General features: G+C 48.0%; 22 protein-coding genes and 1 tRNA gene. 1 reads left to right on the top strand and 22 read right to left on the bottom strand.

Annotation, left to right across the window (positions count from 1 at the left end):
• Positions 1-38 precede the first annotated feature (38 nt).
• The 8 genes from AC3WU2_RS13645 to nrdR all read right to left on the bottom strand — a co-directional run bounded on the left by AC3WU2_RS13645 (position 39) and on the right by nrdR (position 8,585).
• A complete protein-coding gene (locus AC3WU2_RS13645) occupies positions 39-791 on the bottom strand; it encodes an amino acid ABC transporter ATP-binding protein (RefSeq protein WP_492454924.1) in 753 nt (250 codons plus the stop codon).
• 14 nt (positions 792-805) lie between these two features.
• Complete coding sequence (locus tag AC3WU2_RS13640; RefSeq protein WP_492454922.1) at positions 806-1,450, bottom strand: amino acid ABC transporter permease; 645 nt, start codon at positions 1,448-1,450, stop codon at positions 806-808.
• A gap of 27 nt (positions 1,451-1,477) precedes the next feature.
• Positions 1,478-2,311, bottom strand: a complete 834-nt coding sequence (locus AC3WU2_RS13635; RefSeq protein WP_492454920.1) for a transporter substrate-binding domain-containing protein — start codon at positions 2,309-2,311, stop codon at positions 1,478-1,480.
• Between the two features lie 23 nt (positions 2,312-2,334).
• Positions 2,335-2,979 carry a TetR/AcrR family transcriptional regulator gene (locus tag AC3WU2_RS13630; protein WP_492454918.1) on the bottom strand — a complete coding sequence of 215 codons (645 nt, stop codon included), beginning with the start codon at positions 2,977-2,979 and terminating at the stop codon, positions 2,335-2,337.
• 173 nt (positions 2,980-3,152) lie between these two features.
• Positions 3,153-4,886, bottom strand: a complete 1,734-nt coding sequence (gene cysI, locus AC3WU2_RS13625; RefSeq protein WP_492454916.1) for an assimilatory sulfite reductase (NADPH) hemoprotein subunit — start codon at positions 4,884-4,886, stop codon at positions 3,153-3,155.
• A 75-nt stretch (positions 4,887-4,961) separates the two neighbouring features.
• Positions 4,962-6,821, bottom strand: a complete 1,860-nt coding sequence (locus tag AC3WU2_RS13620) for an assimilatory sulfite reductase (NADPH) flavoprotein subunit (protein ID WP_492454914.1) — start codon at positions 6,819-6,821, stop codon at positions 4,962-4,964.
• Positions 6,822-7,750: 929 nt separating this feature from the next.
• Positions 7,751-7,826 (bottom strand) — tRNA-Ala (locus AC3WU2_RS13615).
• A gap of 291 nt (positions 7,827-8,117) precedes the next feature.
• On the bottom strand, positions 8,118-8,585 hold the full coding sequence (gene nrdR, locus AC3WU2_RS13610; protein WP_018756034.1) for a transcriptional regulator NrdR: 468 nt from the start codon (positions 8,583-8,585) through the stop codon (positions 8,118-8,120).
• Positions 8,586-8,699: 114 nt separating this feature from the next.
• Here nrdR and AC3WU2_RS13605 point away from each other — a divergent pair, with 114 nt between their 5' ends.
• Positions 8,700-8,918, top strand: coding sequence for an alpha/beta-type small acid-soluble spore protein (locus AC3WU2_RS13605; protein WP_018756035.1), 219 nt, complete (start codon positions 8,700-8,702; stop codon positions 8,916-8,918).
• A gap of 85 nt (positions 8,919-9,003) precedes the next feature.
• On the opposite strand, the gene AC3WU2_RS13600 is transcribed toward AC3WU2_RS13605, so the two are convergent.
• The 14 genes from AC3WU2_RS13600 to AC3WU2_RS13535 all read right to left on the bottom strand — a co-directional run bounded on the left by AC3WU2_RS13600 (position 9,004) and on the right by AC3WU2_RS13535 (position 26,173).
• The gene (locus AC3WU2_RS13600; RefSeq protein ID WP_379350137.1) at positions 9,004-9,573 is read right to left on the bottom strand and encodes a lytic transglycosylase domain-containing protein; all 570 of its coding nucleotides are present in this window, start codon (positions 9,571-9,573) and stop codon (positions 9,004-9,006) included.
• A complete protein-coding gene (coaE, locus tag AC3WU2_RS13595; RefSeq protein ID WP_492454911.1) occupies positions 9,570-10,172 on the bottom strand; it encodes a dephospho-CoA kinase in 603 nt (200 codons plus the stop codon). The genes AC3WU2_RS13600 and coaE overlap by 4 nt, the downstream gene beginning before the upstream one ends.
• A 41-nt stretch (positions 10,173-10,213) precedes the next feature.
• Positions 10,214-10,909: a sporulation membrane protein YtaF gene (ytaF, locus tag AC3WU2_RS13590; RefSeq protein ID WP_492454909.1), complete on the bottom strand. Its 696-nt coding sequence runs from the start codon at positions 10,907-10,909 to the stop codon at positions 10,214-10,216.
• A gap of 111 nt (positions 10,910-11,020) precedes the next feature.
• Entirely contained in the window at positions 11,021-11,851 is an 831-nt protein-coding gene (gene mutM, locus AC3WU2_RS13585; protein ID WP_492454907.1) for a DNA-formamidopyrimidine glycosylase, read from the bottom strand.
• 54 nt (positions 11,852-11,905) lie between these two features.
• On the bottom strand, positions 11,906-14,569 hold the full coding sequence (gene polA / locus AC3WU2_RS13580; RefSeq protein ID WP_492454905.1) for a DNA polymerase I: 2,664 nt from the start codon (positions 14,567-14,569) through the stop codon (positions 11,906-11,908).
• A gap of 385 nt (positions 14,570-14,954) precedes the next feature.
• Positions 14,955-15,836 (bottom strand): phosphate ABC transporter permease PstA, encoded by an 882-nt coding sequence (gene pstA / locus AC3WU2_RS13575; protein ID WP_492454903.1) that lies wholly within the window; start codon positions 15,834-15,836, stop codon positions 14,955-14,957.
• On the bottom strand, positions 15,833-16,783 hold the full coding sequence (gene pstC, locus AC3WU2_RS13570) for a phosphate ABC transporter permease subunit PstC (RefSeq protein ID WP_314586873.1): 951 nt from the start codon (positions 16,781-16,783) through the stop codon (positions 15,833-15,835). Before pstC ends, pstA begins: the two co-directional genes overlap by 4 nt.
• A gap of 73 nt (positions 16,784-16,856) precedes the next feature.
• The gene (locus tag AC3WU2_RS13565) at positions 16,857-17,717 is read right to left on the bottom strand and encodes a phosphate ABC transporter substrate-binding protein (RefSeq protein ID WP_492454901.1); all 861 of its coding nucleotides are present in this window, start codon (positions 17,715-17,717) and stop codon (positions 16,857-16,859) included.
• Between the two features lie 33 nt (positions 17,718-17,750).
• Positions 17,751-19,184, bottom strand: a complete 1,434-nt coding sequence (locus tag AC3WU2_RS13560; protein ID WP_492454898.1) for a TolB family protein — start codon at positions 19,182-19,184, stop codon at positions 17,751-17,753.
• 316 nt (positions 19,185-19,500) lie between these two features.
• Complete coding sequence (locus AC3WU2_RS13555; RefSeq protein WP_492454896.1) at positions 19,501-20,922, bottom strand: alpha-L-fucosidase; 1,422 nt, start codon at positions 20,920-20,922, stop codon at positions 19,501-19,503.
• A 174-nt stretch (positions 20,923-21,096) separates the two neighbouring features.
• A complete protein-coding gene (locus AC3WU2_RS13550) occupies positions 21,097-22,602 on the bottom strand; it encodes a xylulokinase (RefSeq protein ID WP_492454894.1) in 1,506 nt (501 codons plus the stop codon).
• 1 nt (position 22,603) lies between these two features.
• The gene (locus AC3WU2_RS13545; RefSeq protein ID WP_492454892.1) at positions 22,604-23,428 is read right to left on the bottom strand and encodes a tryptophan synthase subunit alpha; all 825 of its coding nucleotides are present in this window, start codon (positions 23,426-23,428) and stop codon (positions 22,604-22,606) included.
• A complete protein-coding gene (locus AC3WU2_RS13540; protein ID WP_492454890.1) occupies positions 23,425-24,399 on the bottom strand; it encodes an ABC transporter permease in 975 nt (324 codons plus the stop codon). The genes AC3WU2_RS13545 and AC3WU2_RS13540 overlap by 4 nt, the downstream gene beginning before the upstream one ends.
• 277 nt (positions 24,400-24,676) lie before the next feature.
• Entirely contained in the window at positions 24,677-26,173 is a 1,497-nt protein-coding gene (locus AC3WU2_RS13535) for a sugar ABC transporter ATP-binding protein (RefSeq protein WP_492454888.1), read from the bottom strand.
• Between the last annotated feature and the right edge of the window lie 2 nt (positions 26,174-26,175).

Genomic DNA, 26,175 nt, shown 5'->3' with positions numbered 1-26,175 from the left:
GACTTCATCTCCTTCTATGCTGTACCGTACCTTGCCTTTTAGTCCGGTTGATGAGCCATCTGTCGCAAAAATTTACGCGCTCGCTCGGTTTTGGGATGGTCAAAAAATTGCTCTGGCGTCCCTTCCTCCTGAATGACTCCGTCGCTCATGAAAATAATTCGGTTCGCGATTTCACGCGCAAACTTCATTTCATGAGTCACCACCAGCATCGTCATCCCTTCCGCAGCCAGCTGCTTCATCACGGATAAGACCTCGCCAGTCAATTCCGGATCCAGTGCGGACGTCGGCTCGTCAAACAACATAATCTGCGGATTCATGGCAAGCGAGCGTGCAATGGCTACCCGCTGTTGCTGGCCTCCGGAAAGCCGGGACGGATATTCGCCTTTCTTGTCCGCCAATCCCACTTTGGCGAGCAGGGCTTCACCCACAGCATTTGCCTCATGCTTGGGCATATTTTTGACGGTGATCGGAGCCATCGCGACATTTTCCAATACAGTCATATGCGGGAACAGATTAAAGGATTGAAACACCATGCCGGTTAATGCGCGAATATCCTTCAACACTTGTTTTTTCTGCTTCATGTTCATCGTGGCATCCCATTGCACGCCGCCAACCTGGATCGTTCCGGCCGTGGGTTCCTCCAATCCATTGATGCAGCGCAGCAATGTGCTCTTGCCAGATCCGCTCGGTCCAAGTAGGACGACGATCTCTTGCGAACGGACATGAAGGTCAATCTGTTGTAATACGGTCAAATGGCCAAATTGTTTGCTGAGACTTGTTGCTTCAATCATGCTTACACACGTCCTTAATAAGCTTTGGATAATTTGACTTCGATGCGGTTCAGAATGTTGGAGAACAGCAGACTCATCAGCCAATACATTATCGCAATCGCAATATAAAATGGCATGGCCGTATAATATTGCGCGATGAGCAATTGGGCGGATCGCAGCAGTTCCGTTACCGTAACGATCGACACGAGCGAAGTCTCTTTTAACATGCCGATAAACGTGTTGCCCATTGGGGGAATAGCCACCCGGGCTGCCTGTGGAAGAACAACCTTAACCATGGTCTGCCATGGCGTTAATCCGAGTGAAGCCGCCGCTTCCGCCTGTCCTTTGTGCACAGAGAGAATCGCGCCCCGGAAGGTCTCCGATAAATAAGCGCCAATATTGATGCTGAGTGAAATGTAAGCCGCTGTTAACGGTCCGAGCGTAATGCCGAAATCAGGTAAACCATAGTATACGATAACAATCTGTACAAGAATCGGCGTTCCGCGAATGATGGATACATAGAACTTAGCCAACGTGCGGATCAGCCAATTTCCTTTTAGACGAGCGATCGCCGTAATCAGTCCAATGATTAATCCGAAGAACATAGAGACGACCGTGATCAGCATCGTATAGTACGCACCAGTTAACAAGAAATTGATGTTCTTAAAGACGAGTTCCATGCATAAAGCCTCCTGTTGCGCTACTCGTTAAATGTTCGGTTCAACATCAAACCACTTCTTGAAAATGGTCTTGAACGTGCCGTCTGACTTCATCTCATCCAATGCTTTATTGATTGCTTCCACGAGCTCCGGATTGCCTTTACGAACCGCGATTCCGGCAACATCTTCCTTGATCGGCTCGCCTACAGCTTTCACTTGAAGCTTGTTTTTTTGCAGGATCGGTTGGATCGCAAATGTATTGTTAATGGTGGCATCGATTCTTCCCGTATTCAAATCCATTAAAGACGTGATGACATCGTTGTACGTTGCGATTTCGAATTGTCCGACCTTAGGCATCGCGACATCACGCAAATATTTCTCATCGTTGGTGCCGAGTCCGACGCCAATTTTTTTACCTTTGAAATCTTCCAGCGACTGAATGGCGGTATTGTCGCTCTTGACGATCACGTTAACGGCATTTTTAATATAGGGTTCGGAAAAATCCATCGTTTGTTTGCGATCATCGGTAATCGTGACTTGGCTAACGAGAGCATCGTACTTATCCTTCTGAAGCCCTGCAATCAAGCCGGAGAATTCACCAGTAATAAATTCCACCTGCACTCCTAAGCGTTTGGCAACTTCTTTGGCCACATCGGCATCAAATCCATCCACTTCATTCTTATCATTCATAAAGTTGTATGGCGCATAAGTGCCCATTAATCCTACCCGAATTTTACCGGATGACTTGATTTTCTCCAGCTGGTTGGTTGGGGCAGCCGTTTCTGTTTTTTCCGTTGACTTGGCCCCGCATCCGACTAATGCCAATGCCAAAATAAGTAATAGAGATATTGCTTTGAATGCAGGTTTTCCTTTTAACAACATGGTTGATACATCTCCTTTATTCCTCAATGTTTAAATGATCCTAGTAATCCGCCGAATTCGAACTTTGCGGTTTCCGCAGCGATTTCCGAAGGAGGATATGCTGATTGAAAATCGACATCGTGCATAGGGCCGAACAGCCATTTGGCAAGTACACCCGTGATTAAAGAGACAAGGATATTGACACGAAGAGACAAATCCGCCGTGTCTGGAAGCATCCCTAACTCAAGTGCCCGCTTGACATTTTTATTAAAAGCTTCCTCGAACGCAATCCAGGTTTGCGATACGGCTTCCCGCACCGATGGATCTGCGCCTTGGCCTTTGATCAGCAAGAATGCCATCAGGTAGCGGTTCTGGTCTGCGAATTCGAACAAATCCGTTAACAATCGCGTGGACGATTCCAACATGTCATTTACAGTCCCTGCATGATTACGATAACCTTGTTCGATCACTTTGATTAAACTTTGTTTACCTTCTTCGATCAGTTGAATTGCTAACTGCTCTTTGCTCTCGAAATACCAGTAGAACGTACCCTGCGATACCCCGGATGATTTGACCACATCGGATACCTTCGTATTGTGGTACCCTTTGCGCGCAAATAACTCGAGGGCCGCATGACTCAATTGCTGCTGCCTATCCTGGTCGCGATTGGATATCGTAGACAAATGCATAACCTCTTCTCTCTATTAACTGACTCGTCAGTTAGTTAATTCCGATGGGATTACTATACTTTAATACGAATCTTATTGTCAAGCTTCATCATATATACCATGTCCTCCATCTACGACAAAATACAAAAAGCGATGCAGATTAGATCTGCACCGCTTCCTCCTCCACCCTCATCCTAATCGTGGAAGTTCATTCCATTCGTTACCGCTGCGACATACCCTGTGCGAATGACAAAATCTCCAAAGTGCTCTCCCTGATTCCGATCAACCGCATAGTGCTGAATCATCGGTCTTAACGTATCGATAATGTCATCTTCGCCAATGTTCTCGCGATATAGCTTGCTCAGACGATCCCCAGAGAACCCCGCGCCTAAATACATATTGTACTTGCCAGGTGACTTGCCAATGAACGCAATCTCGCCTAGCGCTGGACGCGCGCACCCGTTAGGGCAGCCTGTCATGCGGATATTAATTTCTTCATCCAAAATACCGGCTTCCTCAAGGATCGGCTCCAGCTTATCGATGAGTGTCGGCAGATATCGTTCCGCCTCGGCCATCGCAAGCCCGCAGGTTGGTAGTGCTACGCAAGACAACGCACTCCGGCGCAATGCCGAGTACTTCGAACCTTCGGCAACGCCGTACTGCTGCAGCAAGGCTTCTACGGCTTTCTTCTTCCTGGTGTCTACACGCGCGATCATTAAGTTCTGATTCGCCGTCAGGCGGAAATCCCCCGTGTGTATCTTCGCAATATCACGCAAAGCTGTTCTCAGCTTGTAGCCTTCTCCATCCGCGATACGACCGCTTTGAACATAGAGCGTCAAGTTCCATTTGCCATCCTTGCCTTTAACCCAGCCGTAGCGATCTCCCGTATGTTCGAATGTAAACGGACGCGCAGCTTCCAACTTCCACCCTAACCGGTCATGCAATTCATCCACGAACCAGTCTAAGCCATGTCGATCGATCGTATATTTGAACCGGGCATTCTTCCGAACGGAGCGATTCCCGTAATCACGCTGGATCGTAACTGTCTTCTCCGCAACGTCCAGAATCCGGTCTGGCGTTACAAAACCGATGCTCCGAGCAAGCTGAGGATACGTACTTGTATCGCCATGTGTCATGCCCATCCCACCACCGACGACGACATTGAATCCGACGAGCTTGTCGTTCTCCACGATCGCGATCAATCCAAGATCCTGCGAATAGACGTCAATATCGTTAGACGGCGGTACCGCAATCCCAATCTTAAATTTCCGAGGCAAATAGACTTTGCCATAAATCGGCTCGACTTCCACAACTGCTTCTTCTTGCTCTAGACTGTCGACCACCTTTTCCCCATCCAGCCAGATCTCATGATAGGCAGGTGTCTTCGGTGCCAAATGCGTCGTCAGCTGTTGCGCCCAGTAGTACACCTCGTCATGTAAATCAGATTGGTAAGGATTCGGGTTGCACATGACATTCCGACTCACATCGCCGCACGCCGCCAATGTTGTCAGCAGCGCTTCATTGATATCTTGGATGGTCTGCTTCAAATTCCACTTCAATACGCCATGCAACTGGAATGCTTGCCGCGTCGTTAGACGAATACTTCCAGTCCCGTATTTATCGGCTAATTCATCCATCACAAGCCATTGCGCAGGAGTCGACACCCCGCCTGGCGTAACAACACGAAGCATAAACTGATAGTAGGGTTCTAATTTCTGCTTTTCCCGTTCATTACGATAATCTCGGTCGTCCTGCATATAGCTGCCATGGAATTTCAGTAGCCGATTATCCAGCTCGGGCAATCCACCCGTTATTCGATTGCCCAGCGATTCCGTCAATGATCCTCGCAAATAGTTGCTTTCTAATTTCAATTGTTCCACGTCACTCGGCGGTCCACCAATAGGCTCCACCTTTTGCTTATTTACCATGGCTATCAGCTCCTCTACTTGCATGATGCGGTCATGTTATTACACCGATTAAACCTTGTGCCATAGCACAAGCGCTTAGTATACATCCCGTTGGTAGCGTCCCTGCTCCTGCAGCTCGGATAAATATGCTGCCGCCACCTCAGGCGATTTGCCGCCGTATTGCCCAATAATATCAAGCAATGCGGCTTGAACGTCATGTGCCATATGCTTCTCATCGCCACAGACGTACACATGTGCGCCGTCTTGCAGCCAGTTGTACACCTCTTCGCCATGTTCCAGCATGCGCTGCTGTACATATACCTTCTCTTCCGTGTCGCGGGAGAACGCGACGTCCAGCTTCGATAATACGCCATCCTTCAACATCCGATGCCAATCCGTCTGATACAGGAAGTCTGTGACAAAATGTCTGTCGCCGTAGAACAGCCACGATTTCCCTGTCGCACCCAGCTCTTCTCGATCCTCAAGAAATGCACGAAATGGGGCAACGCCCGTACCAGGTCCGATCATAATGACTGGTGAATCTGGATTCACAGGAGGTTTGAAATTCGGATTCTGTTGAATAAATATCGGAAGTTTATCGCCCGGCACCAATCGTTCAGCAATATAGCTTGAAGTTACGCCTTTACGTTCGCGGTCATGGGCTTCGTATTCCACCTTGCGAACGGTCAAATGCACTTCATCAGGGTGTGCGTTAAGGCTGCTCGCAATCGAATACAAACGCGGCGGCAGCTTACGAAGCAGTGTCGATAGATCTCCCGGGGCAATTGTCCACGGCTGGAAATCACGAAGCAGATCAAGCAAGTCGCGTGCTTTGACATATGCTCTCAACGCCTCTTGATTGCCTGGGTTCACCAGCACTGCCAATTTGTCGCTGCCAGAGAAGGCAACGGCTTTCTCCAATAAAGGCTTCGTTAACACTGTAATTTCATAATAGTGCAGAAGTGCATCACGTACAGAAGAGGTCTCTCCATTCTTACCGGTACCAACGACCTCCTCCGGATTCCAGTTCAGAAGCGAGATCAGCTCATCGACGAGTGTTGGATCATTCTGCGGATATACGCCAACCGCATCGCCGGGCGAATACGTCAAGCCCGAATCTTCTAACGAAATCTCCACATGACGCGTCTCACGATCGGAACCTCTTCCGTTCAAGTCTAGATTCTCCAGCACTTCTGCCATATACGGGTTATTGCGCGAATAGATTGGTTCAACAACATTTGGTTCATCTGCAGCGCTAGCTGCATTCGTAGTCACATTCGTGGATGCAGGTGTCGAAGAAGAACTTACCGCGCGATTCACAGCGTCAATCCAGCTTGCAGCAGAATCTTCAAAGTCCACGTCGCAATCCACACGATCTGTCACTCGCTCTCCGCCTAGTTCTGCAAGCCTGGAATCGAAATCTTGACCTGTTTTACAGAAAAACTCATACGATGTATCCCCTAAGGCAAGTACCGAGAATTTCAAGCCATCCAGCTTCGGAGCACGCTTACTATGCAGATATTCATGGAATGTCAGTGCGTTATCCGGTGGATCACCCTCGCCATGCGTACTGACAAGCAAAAATAGATAATCAACCTTCTTTAAATGATTTGTCTTATACTGATTCATGGCCGACAGTGTTACTGTGATCCCTTGCGCTTTCAAAGTTTCTGCCAATCGACCTGCTAATCTCTGCGCATTCCCAGTCTGTGAGCCGAACAGGATCGTCACTTCGCGTGGTACTTGCGTCTCGATAGAGACGGGTGCTGCTGTAGGTATCGCCGATACGTCGTTTACCGTCAATGGTGCTGTCACCGTATTCGCACACACCATACGATAAGCAGATAAATAACCACCTAGCCAGCTTATTTGGACATCCGTTAAAGTTGGGAGCAACTTATTAATTAGCTCTGTTTGCTCACTTGTAAATGGACTATTCGTAACTTGAAGTTGCAACACGAACCACCTCACAAAAATATATAAAATCCGATAAAACCACTAGGTATTATTTAATATTTATACTAAAACAGATTTGCAAAAGGTTCAACCTAAATATCGACAATTATTTATTAGATATTTTTAGGTTTTTCATATTTTTACTTATAAAGCTGTAAATGCTATGAACCAGGCTAGATTTACCTATTAAAAAATGCACCCCCTGTGAATTCATTGATCTACCCGAGGGGGTAATACCCATGATTTTATGAGTGCATTTTGTTGATTTCCGTTATTCTATACTTTTCAAAGATTCAATCATGTTGATTTTGGTGACTTTTCTTCACCGGGGTTCTCACCCCCTAAGGTTTCCACCAATTAAAAAACGCAACCCTCATCAGGTTGCGTTGTGTTTACAATTTGGTGGAGCCTAGGGGCTCCGCTCGTACAACTCACTTCACCTTTCAGCGGGATGTCCCATTCCTGATTTCACTTGCTGCCGATGATGACTCGACGAGGACTACCTTATAGGTAGAATAAGAACGCCGTGCTCCTGCATTAGAAGTATTTCTTCGAAGCCTAATCATCCATTTCGTCCGCGCGGACTGAACCCGGGGGTTCTCACCTCCTAAGCAATCCACCAAATAAAAAACGCAACCCTCATCAGGTTGCGTTGTGTTTACAATTTGGTGGAGCCTAGGGGGATACCGCTCGTCTAACTCGCTATCCTTTTCAATGGGATGTCTCATTCCTGATTAAGCTTGCTGCCGATGATCACTCAACGAGTTCTACCTTATAGGTAGAATAAGACGCCGTGCTCCTACATTTGAAGTAAGTTCTCCGAAGCTACTCATCCATTACGTCCGCGCGGACTGAACCCCAGGGTTCGCCCCCTAAGCAATCCACCACAACAAAAAAACCACGTCCGAAGACGTGGTTAATATTCATTGTGGTGGAGCCTAGGGGGATCGAACCCCTGACCTCATCGCTGCCAGCGATGCGCTCTCCCAGCTGAGCTAAGGCCCCATTTGCAGGACAAGCATAGCATAATTCGAAAAAAGTTGTCAATACAAAAGTTGGATAAACTCGGCGGACTATAGATCCGTTAAACGTCGAATACTAACCCATCATAACGAATAAGCGGACACAGAAGCCTTTATATGACCTATGTGAAGCCCCTCAAGGCTCCAAACCAATACATAAGCGCGCTACAGTCCGTTAGATCCGAAATCCAAGCAATTTTGGCGCATATAACGTCCTTTGTGTCCATTAACACCTGCATTACTCATACCCACAACCATGCGTGCCAAGTCCTACTTATTCATCAATCGTATGCTTCGATAACAACCCCGTTAGCTCTTTCATGAACATATTAATGTCCTTGAATTGACGATACACGGAAGCAAAACGCACATACGCGACTTCGTCCACCGGATAGAGCTGCTCCATCAGAAGCTCACCGATTGCACGGCTCTCTACCTCAGGATTTGCTGTGTTCCGCAATGCCTTCTCGACTTCAGAGACGATCATCTCCAGACGCTCCATTGGTACGGGTCTCTTCTCACACGCGCGAATGAGGCCGCGCAATACTTTGTCGCGACTGAATTCTTCGCGGTTACCTTCTTTTTTGATGACAATGAGTGGCGTCTCCTCGATCATTTCAAAAGTTGTAAACCGTCGACTGCAGCTCTCACATTCTCGACGACGTCTGATGGATCTATTCTCGTTAGCAGGCCGTGAATCCAGCACCTTTGTCCCCGAATAATCGCAATGCGGACATTTCATAAATAAATTTCCTCCGTCTCAAATCAATTACTTTAAATTTCCATTCGTCACCTGAATAACAATCATCGTTAAGCACATAATACAATTACCAACCGCAAGGAGGTGAATACAGAGATGAGCGGAAACCGTTCTAGCAACACACTTGTCGTTCCTCAAGCAACTGCTGCTCTTGATCAAATGAAATATGAAGTTGCTCAAGAGTTAGGCATCGCTATTCCACAAGATGGTTACTATGGCAACATGGTAACACGTGACACAGGTTCTATTGGTGGTTACATCACCAAACGCCTTGTAACGATCGCCGAGCAACAACTTGCCGGTCAACACAGATAATTATACTTTTGGAGAGAAGCGTTGGTCAGGCTGTTTCTACAGCTTGTCCCACGCTTTTCTTGTTTATCCCATGAAAAACAAGCCGCTACAGTTCATTCTGATAAAGATCCTTATATTTATTATAATAATAAACGACACGCTGTACATAGTTTTTCGTCTCCCCGTAAGGGATCTTCTTGACGGTCTCGAATTTGCCGTCCCATGTCTCGTTCTGAAGCCACTTCGCAACCACACTCGGTCCTGCGTTGTAAGCGGCTAGCGCGACGTATGTATTATTGTTGAATTTCGTTAATAATGACTTGATATACCACGAACCGATCTGAATATTCGGTTCGGCTTCATGTTTCACCTCGTCCATCGTCACGGAATCGAACTTCCCCTTCTCAATGACCCAGCTCGCCGTATTCGGCATCACCTGCATGAGCCCGAGCGCTCCCTTCCGCGATTCGCTACTTAACTTATAATTACTTTCCACCCGAATAATTGCAGCAATCAGTAGAGGATCCACATCGAAGGTCTTCGCATGCTTCACAATGGCTTCTTTATAGTGAATGGGATAAATCCATCTCCCCATCCAGCTTGAGTTGAAGAACAATACGGATACCAAAGCAATGAAAAGAACGAGCAATACCCTTTTTTTTCGTAATACCTTCATTCGATCCCCTTTCTGCGCAAGAATTGATCGATTTGTTCCATCGTCTGCTCAAGTCCAAAGCGGTTATCGATGACAATGTCGGCTTTTTCTTTTTTACGTTCAATATCTAGTTGCGCGTTCAGCCTTTTGACAGCTTGTTCTTCCGTAATCTCATCCCGCTTCATCAGACGTTCGATCTGTAGCTCCCGCGGGACATAGACGACCATAATCTCATCGAAAAACCCTTCATATGCTGCACCTGCCTCGTACAACAAGGGAATGTCTGCCACGATCAGTTTCTCCGGATGTTCCTTCTCATACGCTGTCATCCGCTCCTGAATGCTCGTCCGAATCGCAGGATGCGTAATGCTCTCCAGCACTTGACGTTCTGCCGGATTCGAGAATATGATCTCACCAAGCCGTTTGCGATGAAGCGTTCCATCTTCTTGTAAAATATCTTGTCCAAAATGTGCTGCTACTTGCGCCAGAATGGGAGACCCTGGATCCATAATCTCTCGCGCAATTTGGTCTGCATCTATAAGTAAGGCACCCCGAGCAACAAGGAGCGACGAGACTGTACTCTTGCCCGTCGCAATGCCACCAGTTAACCCAATATTCATATTTGTCACCTCAGAATATAATACCTCAATGAAATCAACAACTAGAAAAACCTTAGGATTCCCATAATGATAAGCACGACACCTGGAATAAAGGACAGTTTGCGCAGCCATTGCAGTCCCGCGAACATAAGTCCTACCCGCGTCCCTAAATAGAGGAAGCTGCCGCTGGCAATCGTGATCGAAATACAAGTCCATAATGGCGAGAAGCCTAACAATGCAGCACCTAATCCGGCGCCAAAAGCATCCAGCGACAACGCAATACCTAGCAATGCCGCTTCCGATGCCGATATCACACCCGAACGGTCGACATCCGCCGCCGACGGGGACTTCAAAATTTGAATGACAAGACCAAATGCCCGAATCTCAAACGTGAATACCGTCTTCTTCGTTGCCATTGCATCTTGCTTAACCGCGCTATCCTCTGTAGGTCGATTTAACTCAGTCCCCGCATCCACATCGCGATCCTTGGAGCCAATGAGTTGAATCAGCGCCCAACCTCCGATGCCCATCAGAATTAAGGCACCAATCCATTTACTAATCTCAGGCGATACATAATTGGCAATCCATACCCCAATCAACATGGAGGTATAAATAATAATGCCTGAACAAGCGGAGATAATGATAACCGATAAGATTGGAATCCGTATTTTTCGCAAGCCATACGTAACCCCAACACCAAACCCATCCAGGCTCAGTGCGCATGCGAGCAATACTAAAGACAACAAATGCACTAGCATTCCATTCCCTCCCGCCTGCAGCTCTATAAGTCACCATCGTGTTGGTGCAACTGTGCCGCAATGTCTTCCACATCATATGGGCGGGGGGAGGAATAAGTGCCTACTATTTTATTAGGAATCGGGCTGGCAGTGCGGACAATAATGTGTACCACGACCGCCGACGACTGTCTTCACAATGGCTGTACCACACGTTACACACGGCTCGTCTTTCCTGCCGTAAATCTTCAAATATTGTTGGAACATGCCCATCTCACCTTGTCCATTCACATACGATTTGATCGACGATCCTCCTGCTTCCACGGCTTCTTGCAAGGTTGCGATCACGGCATGATAGATGGCTTCAAGCTGTTCATCCGAGAGCGTATTCGCTTTCACTTCCGGATGAATACCTGCTCGAAATAGGGCCTCATCGACATAAATATTCCCAATCCCGACAACATATGACTGATTGAGCAAGGTTGGCTTAATAGGCGTAGCACGTTTACCAATGACAGCACGGAACTTCTCGAATGTAAATTGCTCATCTAGCGGTTCTAACCCGAGCTTGTTCAGCGGTGCCATCACGAACTCTTGACCCGGCTCGAAAAGGTGCATCGTGCCGAACTGTCTTACATCCTTATAACGAAGCTCCGTCTGATCGGTAAAGTGAAAAATAACGTGCGTATGCTTCTCCACCGGCTCGTCCGAACGATACATCCCGTACCGTCCTTCCATCCGCAAATGCGATACGAGCACTAGCCCGTCCAATACGAGGCGCAGAAACTTCCCCCTGCGCTCGACCTTCTGGAATGTATGACCTTCCAGAAGATATGCGAACTGCAGCACATCATCTGGACGTTGTATGATTCGAGGGAGCGATACAGTGACTCGTTCGATCGTCTTCCCTACAATTAATTGATTTAATGTTCTTGTTACGGTCTCGACTTCCGGTAATTCCGGCATATGACTTCACCTCATCCTCCATTATACCGAATTCAAAGGATCTTTTCTCTTGGATTATTTTGCTTCATACCAGTTCGCACCGAAGCTCACGTCGGCTTGAAGCGGAACATCTAGCTTAAGGGCTCCCGCCATCACATCTGGTACGAGCTTCTTCATCATCTCCAGCTCCTCAGCTGGTACTTCGAACACCAATTCATCGTGTACCTGAAGCAGCATGCGGCTCTTGAGCTTCTCATCTTCAAGGCGCTTCGCCATCTGCACCATCGCCAGCTTGATAATATCTGCTGCCGTCCCTTGGATCGGCGTATTCATCGCTGTCCGCTCCGCAAAAGAACGAAGGTTGAAGTTTGACGCCGTAATCTCAGGCAAATACCGTCTGCGTTCAAGCAACGTCGTCACATAGCCGTCCTGACGCGCTTGCTTCACAATATCGTCCATATATTTGCGAACCCCTTGGAATACGGCAAAATACTGCTCAATGAACTGCGCCGCATCTCGACGCGTAATGTTCAAGTTCTGCGACAAACCATAATCACTAATCCCGTACACGATACCGAAGTTGACCGCTTTCGCTTGGCGACGCATATTCGCATCAACCGCTTCAGCCGGTACCCCGAATACATCCATGGCGGTCTTCGTATGTATGTCCATATTATGAACGAACGCTTCAATTAACTTCTCATCTTGCGAAATATGCGCCAAAACCCGCAGCTCGATCTGCGAATAGTCCGCTGCGAGAATCGACCAACCCGGTTCAGACGGCACGAATACTTTCCGGATTTTGCGTCCTTCTGCAAGACGAATCGGAATATTCTGCAAGTTCGGAAACTGACTGCTAAGACGCCCTGTTGCCGCGATCGTCTGACGATAGTACGTATGCACTTTCCCAGTCTCTGTGCGTACCTCCTTGAGAAGACCTTCAACATACGTCGATTGCAGCTTCGCAATTTGACGGTAGTGGAGAATCTGTTTCACGATATCATGATAAGGCTCTAGCTTCTCGAGGACTTCCGCATCTGTCGAATAGCCTGTCTTGGTCTTCTTCATGACCGGCAATCCTAATTTATCGAACAGGATCTCTCCAAGCTGCTTCGGCGAGTTAATATTGAACTCCATCCCTGCAAGGCGATAAATATCCGCAGCCAGATGATTAATGATCACTTCAAACTCACGCCCGAGATCTCGTAGATCTTCCACGTTAACAGCAATCCCCTGTTTCTCCATATCTGCGAGAACTTTGGACAAAGGAAGCTCCAAATCGTAATACAACATATGCATCTCGTTCTGTTCCAGAGCTGCTTGCTGTTTCACCATAATCTGTTGAACAGCCATTGCCTTCCTGCCTAAATGCTCGCTAAGTGTCGCTAGGTCCGGCACTTTGAACTTGGCGCCTTTTCCGAACACATCCTCATCACGTCTCAGCGATGGTAATTCATATTTGGACGCCAAATAATCAATCGTCTGGTTCGAATCCGTCGGATCCAGAATGTAGGCTGCGAGCTGTACATCAAAAGCGGCACCTTCAAAAGCGATCCCTTGCCAATGCAGCGCAAGATCCGTCTTATGCAGATCATACCCACGCTTCGGAATGGATCCGTCTGCAATCCAAGCACGAAGAGGAGCCGATTCATCTGATTTCAGCTGTGCGTAAGGTACATAATAGCTTGTATCCGACGTCCGGAAAACGACACCGATCACATCCGATTGATGCGGGTTCTCTCCGATCGACTCGGTATGGAATACTTCTACATTCGTTAAGTCCGCGACAAGGGCAGGAAGCGTGTCCGAATCAACGACGACCAAGTTCAGTGGTGCAACCACTTCAGGCTCCATACCCTCTATCGCTTCTCCAGATTCGTCTAATGCAGCAATCCGCTCAATCAACGATTTGAACTCCATTTTGCGGAAGAAAGGAATAGCTTGTACAGCCGGAATACCTTTGAACTGAAGGTCATCCCACGACTGCGTCAGAGGTACCTCGCGGAATATCGTAGCGAGTTCTTTACTCATTCGCGCAGAATCGGCATGCGTCTCGATGTTCTCCTTGATCTTCCCTTTTAATTCTCCAGTACTCGCGATCACATTCTCAACGGTTCCAAATTGATGGAGCAGCTTGAGCGCTGTCTTCTCACCGACCCCAGGTACGCCAGGAATATTGTCCGATGCATCTCCCATAAGACCTTTCAAATCAATAATCTGATTCGGAGTCAAGCCGTATGTTTCCTGAATTTGCGCAGGGTCATACGCTTCGATCTCCGTAACCCCTTTACGCGTTATGGCAATCGTGACATGATCGGAAGCCAGCTGCAGCATATCTTTATCCCCGGAAATGACCATCACTTGCTTCTGCTGCTCGTCCGCTATACGCGTAAGTGTCCCAATAATATCGTCCGCCTCGTAGCCGTTCAGTTCGAAATGGGTAATCCCGCACGCCGTCAGCAGTTCACGCAGCAGCGGAAATTGCTCGGACAACTCCGAAGGCGTCTTCGCACGACCACCCTTATAATTCTCGTAACCGGCATGACGGAACGTCACTTTCCCGGCATCGAACGCCACCATCAGGTGGGTTGGTTTCTCTTCTTCAATTAACCGCAGCAGCATTGTCGTGAAGCCATATACCGCATTTGTATGTAATCCGCTGGAATTGGTTAATGGCGGCATCGCATAGAAGGCGCGATTCGCGATACTGTTTCCATCAATCACAATCAGTTTGTCCATTGTACACCCCTAATTTAAGCGTCATGTGTTGTAAAAAAAGTAACTGCCTTTGCTCGTAGCCCGCTCCGCATCTGAATCGTTCTTCCGATCGCTCTTGTCCTCAGATTTCTTGGATTGACTAGAACCGTAATAGGTTGAAATCCGATGACAAAGGCGAACGCTATCGCTTCTTCAGTACGATTTCAGCCGCTCCGCTCTCAAACGACGGTTTACATGCGACATTTTACTATTTTTCTACAAAAGACACACACGCTTCATTCTTCCCTCCATTTTACCATATAGAAGGGGGAGTTAAAAATGCAAAGAAAGCTTTCCTGCAAGGTAGCCATGACCGGCCAGCAGAAAAGCTTACGTATCGTTGTATGTTGTGTATCATCACACATATCTAGCGTTTTAACTTGCGATTGTTGAACCAAAGCGGAATGCGGAAGACCATATTGATCAACAAGACGACGAATACAAGAACCGCGGCGGATTTGTCCGCAATTTGCCGTGCATCCTCGACGATGGCTTCCGATTGCACGTACCAGAGATGAACCGCAAGGGTCTCACCAGGTGCGAACAGACTGAAATCCCACATTTCGCCCGATGTACTTAGCCCCGCTGTTAGAATAATAACCGCAGATTCGCCGAATGCACGTCCTGCGACGAGACATACACCGGTTACAATCGCATTCATTGCGACAGGCAGTACGACTGTACGAATACACTGGAATCGAGTAGATCCTAGCGCATACGATGCGTTCCGTAGCTCATTCGGCACCGCACGAATCGCCTCTTCCGTAACACGCGTCAACATCGGCAAGTTCAAGAATGCCAAGCTGATCGAGCCGCCGATAATCGTAAGCCCTATGCCAAAGTATTCTGCGAAAATTGCGAGTCCGAGCATCCCGAACACGATCGAAGGAACCGAAGATAGCGCCTCAACGCAAATACGCAAACCTTCCGTGAATTTGTTCGCTGGTGCATATTCCGCCATGTAAATGCCTGCACCAACCCCAATCGGTATGGAGAAGATCAAGGAGAGGATGAGAACATAGAACGAGTTGAACAGCATAGGCCCAATCCCGCCGCCCGCTTCAATCTCGTCTGGCAAATCAACCAAGAACTTCGGTGTAATCTCAGGTAACCCTTTATGCATAATCGTATAGAGCAGCCAGAAAATAAGCAGCAAAATGAGCAAGCCAATACCCCAGAACAACCCGGTTGCCATGCGATCCATGAAGCGTGCACGCATATTGCGCTTTGTCGCTGTGAATCCACTCATGCCTGTGCACCGCCTTTACCCCGTAAGAATCGAATAATTAGAATCAGAATCATGGATATCGCTAATAGCAGGAACGCCATCATATGTAACGCATAGTTCCAAGTCGACTCGAACTCCACATTCGAGATCTGCATCACGATGTTACTCGTCAGCACGGAAGTAGGTGTGAAAAGGGTCTTCGCAAGCTGCGCGGTATTCCCGATCACCATCACGACGGCCATCGTCTCCCCAATCGCACGCGTCATGCCCAAGATCACCGCCGTCATAATGCCTCGACTCGCCGCAGGCACAATCACTTTGAGAATCACTTGTAATCGTGTTGAACCTAGCGCGTAAGCCGCTTCACGATACTTCTTCGGCACCGCTGTGATCGCATCATCACTGATCCGGCTAATCGTTGGTAAGATCATAAGCGAAAGGACAAGCGCAGCCGCGAAGATCCCGTCTGCAAGCCCTTCACCCGTCCAATCACGCAAGAGCGGAATCAGGACAGTTAGACCTAGATAGCCATACACAATCGAAGGAATACCGACTAGAAGATCCAGTACAGGTCGAATGAAGCTGCGGAACCAAGCTGGAGCAATCTCCGCATTGAAGATCGCAATCGCAATCGAGATCGGCACGGAGATCAGCAGCGTCAATCCCGTCAACGTAATCGTGTTCACGATGAAGGCTGCAGCACCATAATGCTCTTCTTCCGGTGCCCAGTTGAACGAGAGGAAGAACTCCTTGAAAGATACCGTCTCAAAGGTTAGGAAGCCAGTTTTGGCAATAAAGACGATGACGAGCGCTAAGACGAAGCATAGTGCAAGGATACTGAATAAAAAGTAGCTCTGGAACAGCCGATTCGTAAATCTTACGCGAGCTGCACGATTGAACTTCGACTTCGACGTAACATCGCCAAGGATCGACGACTGTGGTGCCTGTTCAGAAATAGGCGTATGCATAAGGTTCCTCCCATAAAGCAACCAGCCTGATTCCTCTCAGGCTGGCCGCAAGGTTGTTCATGAATGATTCGAATTATTGCATTGCAGAAAGTGGAATGAATTTCATTTTCTTCGCTGTTGTTGTTTGGAACTTTTTGTTCTGAATGTACTCGATGAATGCTTTCACTTCGCCTGTTGGTTGACCTTTTGTCATGTAGTAGCCATAGGACCAAATTTTATATTTACCGTTGATAACATTTTCTGCTGTTGCTTCAACGCCATTGAACTTCACAGCTTTAATATCGCTGTTCACGTATACCAAGTCGATGTAACCGATCGAGTTTGGTGTCGTTGCTACGGCTGTTTTCATATCACCGCTGGAGCCTACTTCTTTATAGTTCTTGCTCTTCTTCACGATATCGCCACCGCCAAGTGCTTTAGCTTGATAGTTAACGCGTGTACCGGAACCGAAAGCACGAGTGATCACGACGATATCTTCATCCGAACCGCCAACATCTTTCCAGTTCGTAATTTTACCGGAGAAAATGCCTTTCAATTGCTCTGTCGTAAGGTTATCTACGCCTACGTTCTTGTTTACGACTGTTGCGAAAGGAATGACAGCGACTTTGTTCGCCACTTGACCATCAAAAGCTTTGAATCCTGGAACGTCTGTGCTTGCATCCCAGTCACATGCGCCGATGTCCGCGATCCCTTTTTTAACCGCTTGAGGGCCTGTTACGGAACCTTTACCGGATGCTGCGAAGGATACTTTCGGGTGAAGCTTTTGGAATTCTTTTGCCGCTTGAAGCGTTAATGGAAGAAGGGCTGTGGAGCCGTTAATCGTGATTTTCCCCTTCAAAGTATCGCCAGCCGCTGCTGCGGAACCTGCGAATGCTGATGTGATGACGAACATTGTTGCTAATGTAAGCACAGTGAATTTTTTGAAAACGTTCATGTGTATATTCTCCTCTCGAGATTCAGGTTTAGTTTATTTCGTTAACGTCGTTGCTTGACCGTTCTGTACGATAACAACTTTACCGTCAGCGATCAATGCGATTGTGGAACCATCTGCCGATACTGAAATTTCTGATACTTCGGCTTTGATCTTGAATAATTCTTTACGCTCGCCTTGCGCAGATACTTGAGCGATCGTCACACCAGATGCATCTTCCGTAGCAACTACAAGCGTATCTTGCGTTGTTACAGCGCTCCAAAGTACATTTTTATCTGCGATAAGATCTGATAGATTCTTTCCGTCTGCGGAGATCGCCTTCAAGACATCATTCTCGACTTTGCCGTCTGGATCTGCGCTGATGTACATGACACGACCATCATTCAAGACATTCGCGAACAATTTGTTATCGAGCGCTTTCGTCAATTGAACCGGCTTCGCATCTTTCTTCGTCAGGTCGAACACGAACAACTGGGAGCCCGCTTTGGAATAGTCAATTTTGAGTGACTCTTCCGTGCTCTCTTTGTCGCTATCCGCAACACCTGTTACGTTCACTGTATACACCATTTTTGTTCCGTCTGCCGATACACGCGGCTCTGCTTTGTTCTCTACTTTATCCGATAGAATCGATTTCACCGAAGAACTGCCTAGCTCGATGACGCCGATTTTCTCTTGCTTATCGCCTTGTGCGAAGTATACTTTTTTGCTGTCTGCCGTCCATACCAAATCCATTTTGACAGAGTTATCGCTGCTCCACACATGAGATGTTCCTGTATGTAGGTTCACGAGAATCAGTTGAGCTGATGCGTCAGCATAGACACCATATTGACCATCTGGCGATACGACCATCGATGCAGCTTCATCTACTGTTGATAGAATCTCGTTCTTGTTGTTGGCAGTACGCAATTGATAGATTTCTGTTGCATCTGCATCATCTTTGTTCACGATCACAGTTGCGTTATTGATCAAACGCGGTGCGGAGAAAATACCTTCAAGGACTTTCACGCTCTTCACTTCTGTACCGTCGATTTCGCCACCTAGCGCATCTACGATCGCAGGCAATTCAACATACAAGACGCCTTGAACCGTTTGCGGTGCTGTAACGAATTTCGCTTCTTTGCCATTTGCTTTGAATTCTGTGCTGCTTGCAAAAATTTCAGCCGTGTGGAACTCGTTAAGCAACGTAGTGCTGCTGCCACTGCTGATATAACTTGCACCGAGTGCATTCGCAAGATCCGATGCGGCATAGAGCACTTGACTGCCTGATTTGATCGATTTCACAACAGACTTGATGCCATCAACCGATAACGTTGCGTTCACGACCGGGTTCGCAAGCACGTTACGCGCTTCGATACTTGCAGTTCCTTGCGTAGGTTTCTTCTCTACTGGTGCTGCGCTTGCAGCAGTTGTTGTTACAACAGCAGTGACTAAAGCAGATGCAATGACCTTACCCAACATGTTCTTTTTCATGGATTTCTTTTCACCCATTCTTTTCGGATTATGTAGCGGATTTGAACTTCTAATGTTATTTTCACATGGGATTGTTAAAAGACTTCGCATGAATTGTTCGCCAGATATTAATATTCGGTGAAGGAATTGTAAAGAAAATTGTAAATTTTATGAAAAATACGATGGATTTCTTGTAAATAGTAGTTCTTTATACCTTATAAACGTAAAGTGATTAAGAAATAATCCCCATAGCAAAGAAGCATGCAACCGTAACAATGATTCTAACGGTCACATGCTTCCTGCATGTCTACTAAAATTTATGATTATATAGTAATGGTTATAGACTCGAATAGACCCCGATGCTGGAAATTGTCGGACACCATCTCGATTCAGTAATCGATAGCCGGATATAGCGGGATCTCACGGCATCGAATCGGCAAATCCGCTTATAACCAATCACTGTCCCACGAAATAACGACTTCCATTCTTCTCCGTCACGGTACTCTAAGACGAATCTTTCAATACGCTGCCCTGATCGAATGTGTTCCTGTAGGATAACATGGTCAAACGTCGCTTCATGTTTCAAATCAACTTCAATCGTTGCTTGCTCCGTGCCTTCTTGCGGACACCAGTATGTATCGTTATTCCCATCAACCAAGTTGCTTGCAGGTTGTCCTTCCATCGATTCCGAGGATTGCACACATGCATGAGCTGCTAGATTGTCTTTGAATGTATTACGGATCAATTCACCGAGTTCCTTCAGGCGTGCTACATCATTTTCGTGAAACAGTCCACGGCGATCAGGCGGAATATTCAAGAGAAACATTGCATTGCCACCAACAGACCCATAGTAGATACGCCGTAGTTCATCTAGTGATTTGACCATATCATCTTCCGAAGCATGATAGAACCATCCGGGACGAATCGATGTATTCACTTCCGCGGGGTACCATACCAGCTCTCTCTCATGTTGTATGACCTCTCTACTGCCCAAATCCTTGTCTTCCGAGTTGTATCTTCGCGCGAACTCCGCTTCATCCACCTGCTGCGATTTCTCTTGGATTCGCTCATTATCCCGAAGTGATGCAGGCACAACGCTCCACTCCGATTCTCGGCAGTGACCCGCTTCATTGCCGCACCAACGAATATCCGGACCGCATACGGAGATTGCCGCATTCGGCTGCAGCTCCCGGATCAATGCGTAGTAGCTCTCCCAATCATAGACTTGACGTTTACCGTTCGGTCCTTCACCGCAAGCACCGTCGAACCAGACGCAGAATAGATCCCCGTAATTCGTCAGCAACTCTCGCAATTGATTTCTAAAATACGCATTATACAAGGGCGAATCGCCATAGGATTGTTCATGACGATCCCATGGTGATAGATAGATTCCGAATTGGATGCCGCCCTTGCGACAGGCTTCGGATACTTCTTGTACGATGTCCCCTTTCCCGTCCTTCCATGGGCTATGTTGGACGGAATGCTCCGTATACGCACTTGGCCATAAGCAAAAACCATCATGATGTTTGCATGTGAGGATCAAGCCTCTCATTCCCGCCGCTTTACACGCTTCCACCCATTGATTTGCATCAAATTCTGTAGGATTAAAAATCGAAGGATCTTCGTTCCCCATCCCCCATTCTTTGTCGGTATACGTATTGACCGTAAAATGGACGAATGCGTAAAACTCCATATCCTGTACAGCCAATTGGCGATCCGACGGCCTAACTTGTGCAGCATTTCTAATCATGCTGTTCATGACGATTCCTCCCTCGTTGGACAAAAACGAACCTCTTCTATACGGATCTTCCGTCGCTTTTCAAATCCATTGTAGAATACGATGACGAGGTTGATTAGCATTATAATAGTCTTCTTTTGAACAAAAATAACCGAACCCCCAGGTCATAGGGAATTCGGTTATCGCTGATGCCTCTTAATTGTCTATAAATAAACTCTTCACAGAAGGATAAATGCTTTTATAACGCTCGAACTTACGTTGATAATGCGTATGAAGCGCATCATCTGGCGTATACACCTCTGCCTCCGCTGTAGATAAATATTGATCCGCGAATTCGGTATAGCTATTCACCCAACCCAGAGCAATGAATCCGCCTGATGCTGCCCCTAGAGCCGGGAGGTATTGCGAATCTTGCGGAACTCGAACTTGGACGCCGAAAATATCCGCGATCATCTGACACCAGACAGGGCTTTTCGTTCCACCGCCAATGAGAACAAGCGGCTTCTGTAGCGCGTTACCATCGCCGAGCTGCTGCTGCACTTGCTTCATCGCGAAGGCTACCCCTTCCAGCACCGCACATCCCATCATCGCCTTCGTCGTTGCCTGCTTCAGACCTATAAAACAACCTGCAGCCTGCTGATCTTGAATCGGCGAACGTTCCCCGTTCAGATAGGGCAGGAACAAGACGTGATTCTCGAGTCGATTGGTCGCCCGAATGGCTTCCTCAAACGCTTGATAGGCTGAGTTCGATCCATCCGCACCTTCGCCAAACGTTGTTACCGCCCACTGATGTGCATTACCCGCATTAAGCAGCGGTGCAACAGCGATCAACACACCATCCGCCGCATGGGCCAAATGGAATACCCGACTCTCTGCAGGCAGCTTCTGATTGGACGTCATCCCAATCCATCCTGTCGTCCCAATGTAGCCATACATTTCACCGGGAGCCGTTACGCCGGCACCTATGGTCGTTGCTCCAGCATCGCCAATGCCGCACAGCACCTTCGTTCCTGCCCGGAATCCGGTCATCCGCGCAGCTTCTGGATGCACCTCGCCAGCGACCGCTTCCGGTGCCAGAATCGGCGGCAGCTTCTTCGCATCAAGTGCATAACGTGATAACCAGGCCGTTTCCCATTCCCGTATATGAAGGTTCATCATCCCCGTTGTCGCCGCAGTTGTCGCGTCCGTGACCGCCTGACCCGTAAGATGATAAATGACATAATCTTTGGAGCTGATTAGGTACCAAGCTGTCTTCACATCAAGCTCCGCTTCCCGCTCCTGCATCCATAACAGCTTCGCCAGCGGCGACGTGCCATCCAAAGCATTCCCGGTCACCTGGAATATCCCCTCATGACCGAGCTCCTGATTCATTCGTGCTGCTTGTTCTGCAGCACGTCCATCAGAATAGAGGATGGCAGGCCGGACAGGGAGGCCATCTGCTCGGATGGGAATGATATCTTGCATTTGTCCGCTAAATGTAATGAGTTCGATGTCATGGGCACGAATTCCACTGCTCCACCATACATCAGCAATCGTACACACGGCTTCCATCCATTGCTCTGGATGTTGTTCGATCCATCCTCCTTGAAGGCGTGTATGCATCGGAACATCCTGCTCTTGATGTAATCCCCCATGCTTGTCCACCAACACACCTTTGGCATTCGTCGTCCCGATATCAAAAGCAGCAATGTAGCCCATCATCTCACTCCTTCATATCTGCAAGCGTTGTGTTCTCTTTCATCTCCGAAATCAGACGGTACAAATAATCCTGCTCCCCCGTCTCGCAGCGTGCTACAAGAACCGATCCTACGACAGCACCTTCGAAGCCGCTAGCCACGACGGACTTCACCCGGTCCCCCGATCGCAGTCCGAACCCGGCAACGATCATCGCTGTCTTCGTGAACGTTCTAGCCTTCGCATACAAATCAGACAAATTCGTACTGGAGTTCGCCAGCGGATTCCCTGTCGTTCCCGTGTAGAGCTGGGCATAGAGAATGTTGAGCGCACTGCAGACCCGTTCCATCTCTTCGTCCGGGAGCGCATCGTTAACGAATCCAACGACATCGACGCCATGCACCGCGAGGGCGGACTGCAATGCGATTTGATCCTCGATGCTCGCATCCGGGATCACCAAACCATCGATCAGACCTGCTTCTGCGAGCTGCAGCGCAAGGCCCTCTTCGACGAGCTCCTTCTTGTATCCCATCGCCCAGATCGGCTCTTCCATCTGCAGGCGAAGACGCGTCATATAAGGCATGAGCCAGTCATTGCCCGCTTGATCCTCGGCATGTGCTTGAACCCGTTCATGTCCACGCTTAATGACAGCGCCGTCCATAAACGGATTCGCGCTAGGGATACCGATCTCAAAAATATCAATTCCGGCCGTCGCGGAATCCTTCACGATCTCGAGGGATTTCTCCACATCCGGATCTCCGGATACGAAGTAGCCAATCAACAGTGCTTCTTGCAATTCTTCAATCCGTTGCCAAGCTTGTAAGTTTCTCTTGCTGTTAAAGTGATTGCTCATCGCGAACCACGTCCGAACTTCTGCATAATAACGGCTGCGATAACGATCAACCCTGTGATGACGTCCTGCATAAATGTCGGAACCTGCATAATCGTAAGTCCATTCGCTAGAATCCCGATAATCGCGGCGCCCACGAAGGTTCCCCAAATGTTCGGTACGCCTTCCTTGAACGATGTCATGCCAAGATATGCCGCTGCATAAGCCTGTAGGAACAATCCGTTCCCTGCAGTCGGATGCGCAGAGCCAAGACGTGAAGCCATAAGTACGCCCGTTAATGCCGCAAGTGCCGCACCTAAGGCGAACGCTGCGTTCTTATTCCATTTCACGCGAAGGCCTGCAATCCGGGAAGCCGATTCATTGCCGCCAATCGCATAGAGACGTCTGCCGAAAGCCGTCTGTGTCATCACATACCAGAACAGAATCGTAATCAGCAGCATGACGATGGAGAGAAGCGGTATCCCGAGCAGCGATTTCTGACCGACCAATCGGAAGCTGTCTGGAATATTCTCGAAGATCGTCGCGCCGCCTGTTAACCAGAAGGTGAATCCGCCGAGAATGGTACTCATCGCAAGTGTCGTAATGAATGATAATACGCGGAACTGCGTTACGATCCATCCGTTGATGAAGCCGACAACCAGTGCCACAAGAACCGGTGCTAGAAAAGCGATCCAGATCGGTCCGCCGCTGGCTGCAATTTTCGCCGCAATGACCCCGCCAAGACTTGCAATCGCTCCGATCGATAGGTCAAATTCACTAACGGACATGACAATCGTCGCGCCAATCCCAATGATGACGAGGAAGGATATTTGGCGACTAATGTTGATGGCATTATCCAGTGTCGCGAATGAGTCCGGATTCAATACGCTGAAAATAATCGTGATGATCACACCGGCGATCACTGTGCCATAGGATCTAAATATTTTGCTCCACTCGATTGAAGAAGAGCTTTTAGTTAGTTTCGTAGTTTCCATGATAGGTCTTCCTTTCATCGATAAAATCCAAAGTTCAAAAAGTCGACTTATTAGCACCAAGAAGGTTGTATGAAACTGAAGCCATGCTTTCGAAGCTAGTTTTTCTACGAAAAACTTTTAGGAGGAGCGGAGTTTAGGCAGAACCTAAATTGAGCACCTGAAATGTTTCTGGAAGGAAACATGCCTCGTAAGCATATGCTCTTCGAAGTTGAGTGCAAGATTCGATGTCGGTTTAGCTCCCTGATAATACTTCGTGATCATAAGGTGACTTTTTAAATTACCGATTATAGCAAATTTGTAAGAGTTGTTCGGAGGTAACTTCCCCACCAGGCACTTCAGCCACGATAGTCCCTTCCCGAAGCACATAAATCCGATCACATAAGTCCAATATTTCGTGAATATCAGAAGAGACATAGACCACCCCGCGCTTATCGCGCGCTTGCTGCCTAAGCAGGCGATGAATTTCTTCGCGCGTCATGACATCAACCGCTTGCGTTGCCTCATCGCATAAGAAGAGCTCCGGATTGTTCATCATTGCTTTGGCAAAGACGACTTTCTGTTGATTCCCACCACTAAGCTCGGATACGTTCTGCTCACTGGACGTTGCTTTGACATTCATGTGATCCATAAAACGCCGCACTTCGCTCTTCTCGAACCGCTGCCGCACGTAGAATCCCGTTGAGAAATGTTTCAGACGAGGCAGTGTCATATTCTCGCGAATCGTCAGATTCATGACGAGACCTTCCGATCTGCGATCTTCAGGGATGAGTACCATGCCGTTCTCCAAGGCTTGCTGCGGTGAGGCAATGCGCTGCGCTTTCCCTGCGACTGCCATATCACCACTCTGAATTGGCCGCGCGCCATAGATCGCTTCGAGTAATTCCGTACGTCCCGCTCCAGCCAGACCGAAGATACCGACAATTTCACCGCGATGGACACGGAAGCTGGTATCTCTCACCGTACCATCGACGGTAGATAAGTTTCTCACTTCAAGAAGTACAGGCTCATGCAAGGCATTCGTGCGCTCTTGTGCTGTTGTTCCTTGATAGTCTGTATCCGTCATATAAGAAATCACTTTCTTGAGATCGGCTTCTTCCCGTTGAAGCGTACCTGCCCACTTGCCGTTCCGGAATACGATAATTCGATCGGATAATCGGAAAATTTCCTCCATCCGGTGCGAGACATACAAAATCGCTGTCCCTTGGTCCGTCATCCGCTCAATCAGGCGGAACAGAACTTCCGTCTCCTGATCGGTTAACGATGCTGTCGGCTCATCGAGAATTAGCAGCTTGCAATCCTGCATCATAACCCGCATCAGCTCGAGCATCGTACGCTCTGGCGGGGACATCTCCTCTGCGGTTTTCGTCAAATCCAACTCGATCCCAAGCTCTTTTTTCACAGCCTCAGCACGTTCCTTCATCTGGTTCCACTTGACCCGAAGTCCGAATTTCAGCTGTGGAAGCGGAAGACCGAGATACAAATTCTCATATCCTGAGAACGAAGGGATTAAATGCCGCTCTTGATGGATTACATGAATGCCCAAACGATGCGCATCACGCGGTGAATGAATCGTAACGGCTTGTCCATTCCATGCGATGCGACCGCCATCCGGTGTATAGACACCTGTTATAATTTTGATGAACGTCGATTTACCTGCGCCATTCTCCCCCACTAGACCCACAACTTCGCCTGACGCGATCGAGAGGGAAATGTCCGAGAGGGCGTGATGTAGACCGAACTTCTTATCCAGTTGTTGAACCTCTAACAGTGACATCC

It is taken from the genome of Paenibacillus sp. EB106-05-06-XG162, from assembly GCF_058791655.1.
The sequence above is the reverse complement of the archived record's forward strand: the minus strand, read 5'-3'. Positions and strand labels throughout refer to the sequence as shown.

Coding starts and splice junctions, on each gene's coding strand:
- AC3WU2_RS13645 (WP_492454924.1), bottom strand. CDS start 791: ATGATTGAAGCAACAAGTCTCAGCAAACAATTTGGCCATTTGACCGTA.
- AC3WU2_RS13640 (WP_492454922.1), bottom strand. CDS start 1,450: ATGGAACTCGTCTTTAAGAACATCAATTTCTTGTTAACTGGTGCGTAC.
- AC3WU2_RS13635 (WP_492454920.1), bottom strand. CDS start 2,311: ATGTTGTTAAAAGGAAAACCTGCATTCAAAGCAATATCTCTATTACTT.
- AC3WU2_RS13630 (WP_492454918.1), bottom strand. CDS start 2,979: ATGCATTTGTCTACGATATCCAATCGCGACCAGGATAGGCAGCAGCAA.
- cysI (WP_492454916.1), bottom strand. CDS start 4,886: ATGGTAAATAAGCAAAAGGTGGAGCCTATTGGTGGACCGCCGAGTGAC.
- nrdR (WP_018756034.1), bottom strand. CDS start 8,585: ATGAAATGTCCGCATTGCGATTATTCGGGGACAAAGGTGCTGGATTCA.
- AC3WU2_RS13605 (WP_018756035.1), top strand. CDS start 8,700: ATGAGCGGAAACCGTTCTAGCAACACACTTGTCGTTCCTCAAGCAACT.
- AC3WU2_RS13600 (WP_379350137.1), bottom strand. CDS start 9,573: ATGAAGGTATTACGAAAAAAAAGGGTATTGCTCGTTCTTTTCATTGCT.
- coaE (WP_492454911.1), bottom strand. CDS start 10,172: ATGAATATTGGGTTAACTGGTGGCATTGCGACGGGCAAGAGTACAGTC.
- ytaF (WP_492454909.1), bottom strand. CDS start 10,909: ATGCTAGTGCATTTGTTGTCTTTAGTATTGCTCGCATGCGCACTGAGC.
- mutM (WP_492454907.1), bottom strand. CDS start 11,851: ATGCCGGAATTACCGGAAGTCGAGACCGTAACAAGAACATTAAATCAA.
- polA (WP_492454905.1), bottom strand. CDS start 14,569: ATGGACAAACTGATTGTGATTGATGGAAACAGTATCGCGAATCGCGCC.
- pstA (WP_492454903.1), bottom strand. CDS start 15,836: ATGAGTGGATTCACAGCGACAAAGCGCAATATGCGTGCACGCTTCATG.
- pstC (WP_314586873.1), bottom strand. CDS start 16,783: ATGCATACGCCTATTTCTGAACAGGCACCACAGTCGTCGATCCTTGGC.
- AC3WU2_RS13565 (WP_492454901.1), bottom strand. CDS start 17,717: ATGAACGTTTTCAAAAAATTCACTGTGCTTACATTAGCAACAATGTTC.
- AC3WU2_RS13560 (WP_492454898.1), bottom strand. CDS start 19,184: ATGAAAAAGAACATGTTGGGTAAGGTCATTGCATCTGCTTTAGTCACT.
- AC3WU2_RS13555 (WP_492454896.1), bottom strand. CDS start 20,922: ATGAACAGCATGATTAGAAATGCTGCACAAGTTAGGCCGTCGGATCGC.
- AC3WU2_RS13550 (WP_492454894.1), bottom strand. CDS start 22,602: ATGATGGGCTACATTGCTGCTTTTGATATCGGGACGACGAATGCCAAA.
- AC3WU2_RS13545 (WP_492454892.1), bottom strand. CDS start 23,428: ATGAGCAATCACTTTAACAGCAAGAGAAACTTACAAGCTTGGCAACGG.
- AC3WU2_RS13540 (WP_492454890.1), bottom strand. CDS start 24,399: ATGGAAACTACGAAACTAACTAAAAGCTCTTCTTCAATCGAGTGGAGC.
- AC3WU2_RS13535 (WP_492454888.1), bottom strand. CDS start 26,173: ATGTCACTGTTAGAGGTTCAACAACTGGATAAGAAGTTCGGTCTACAT.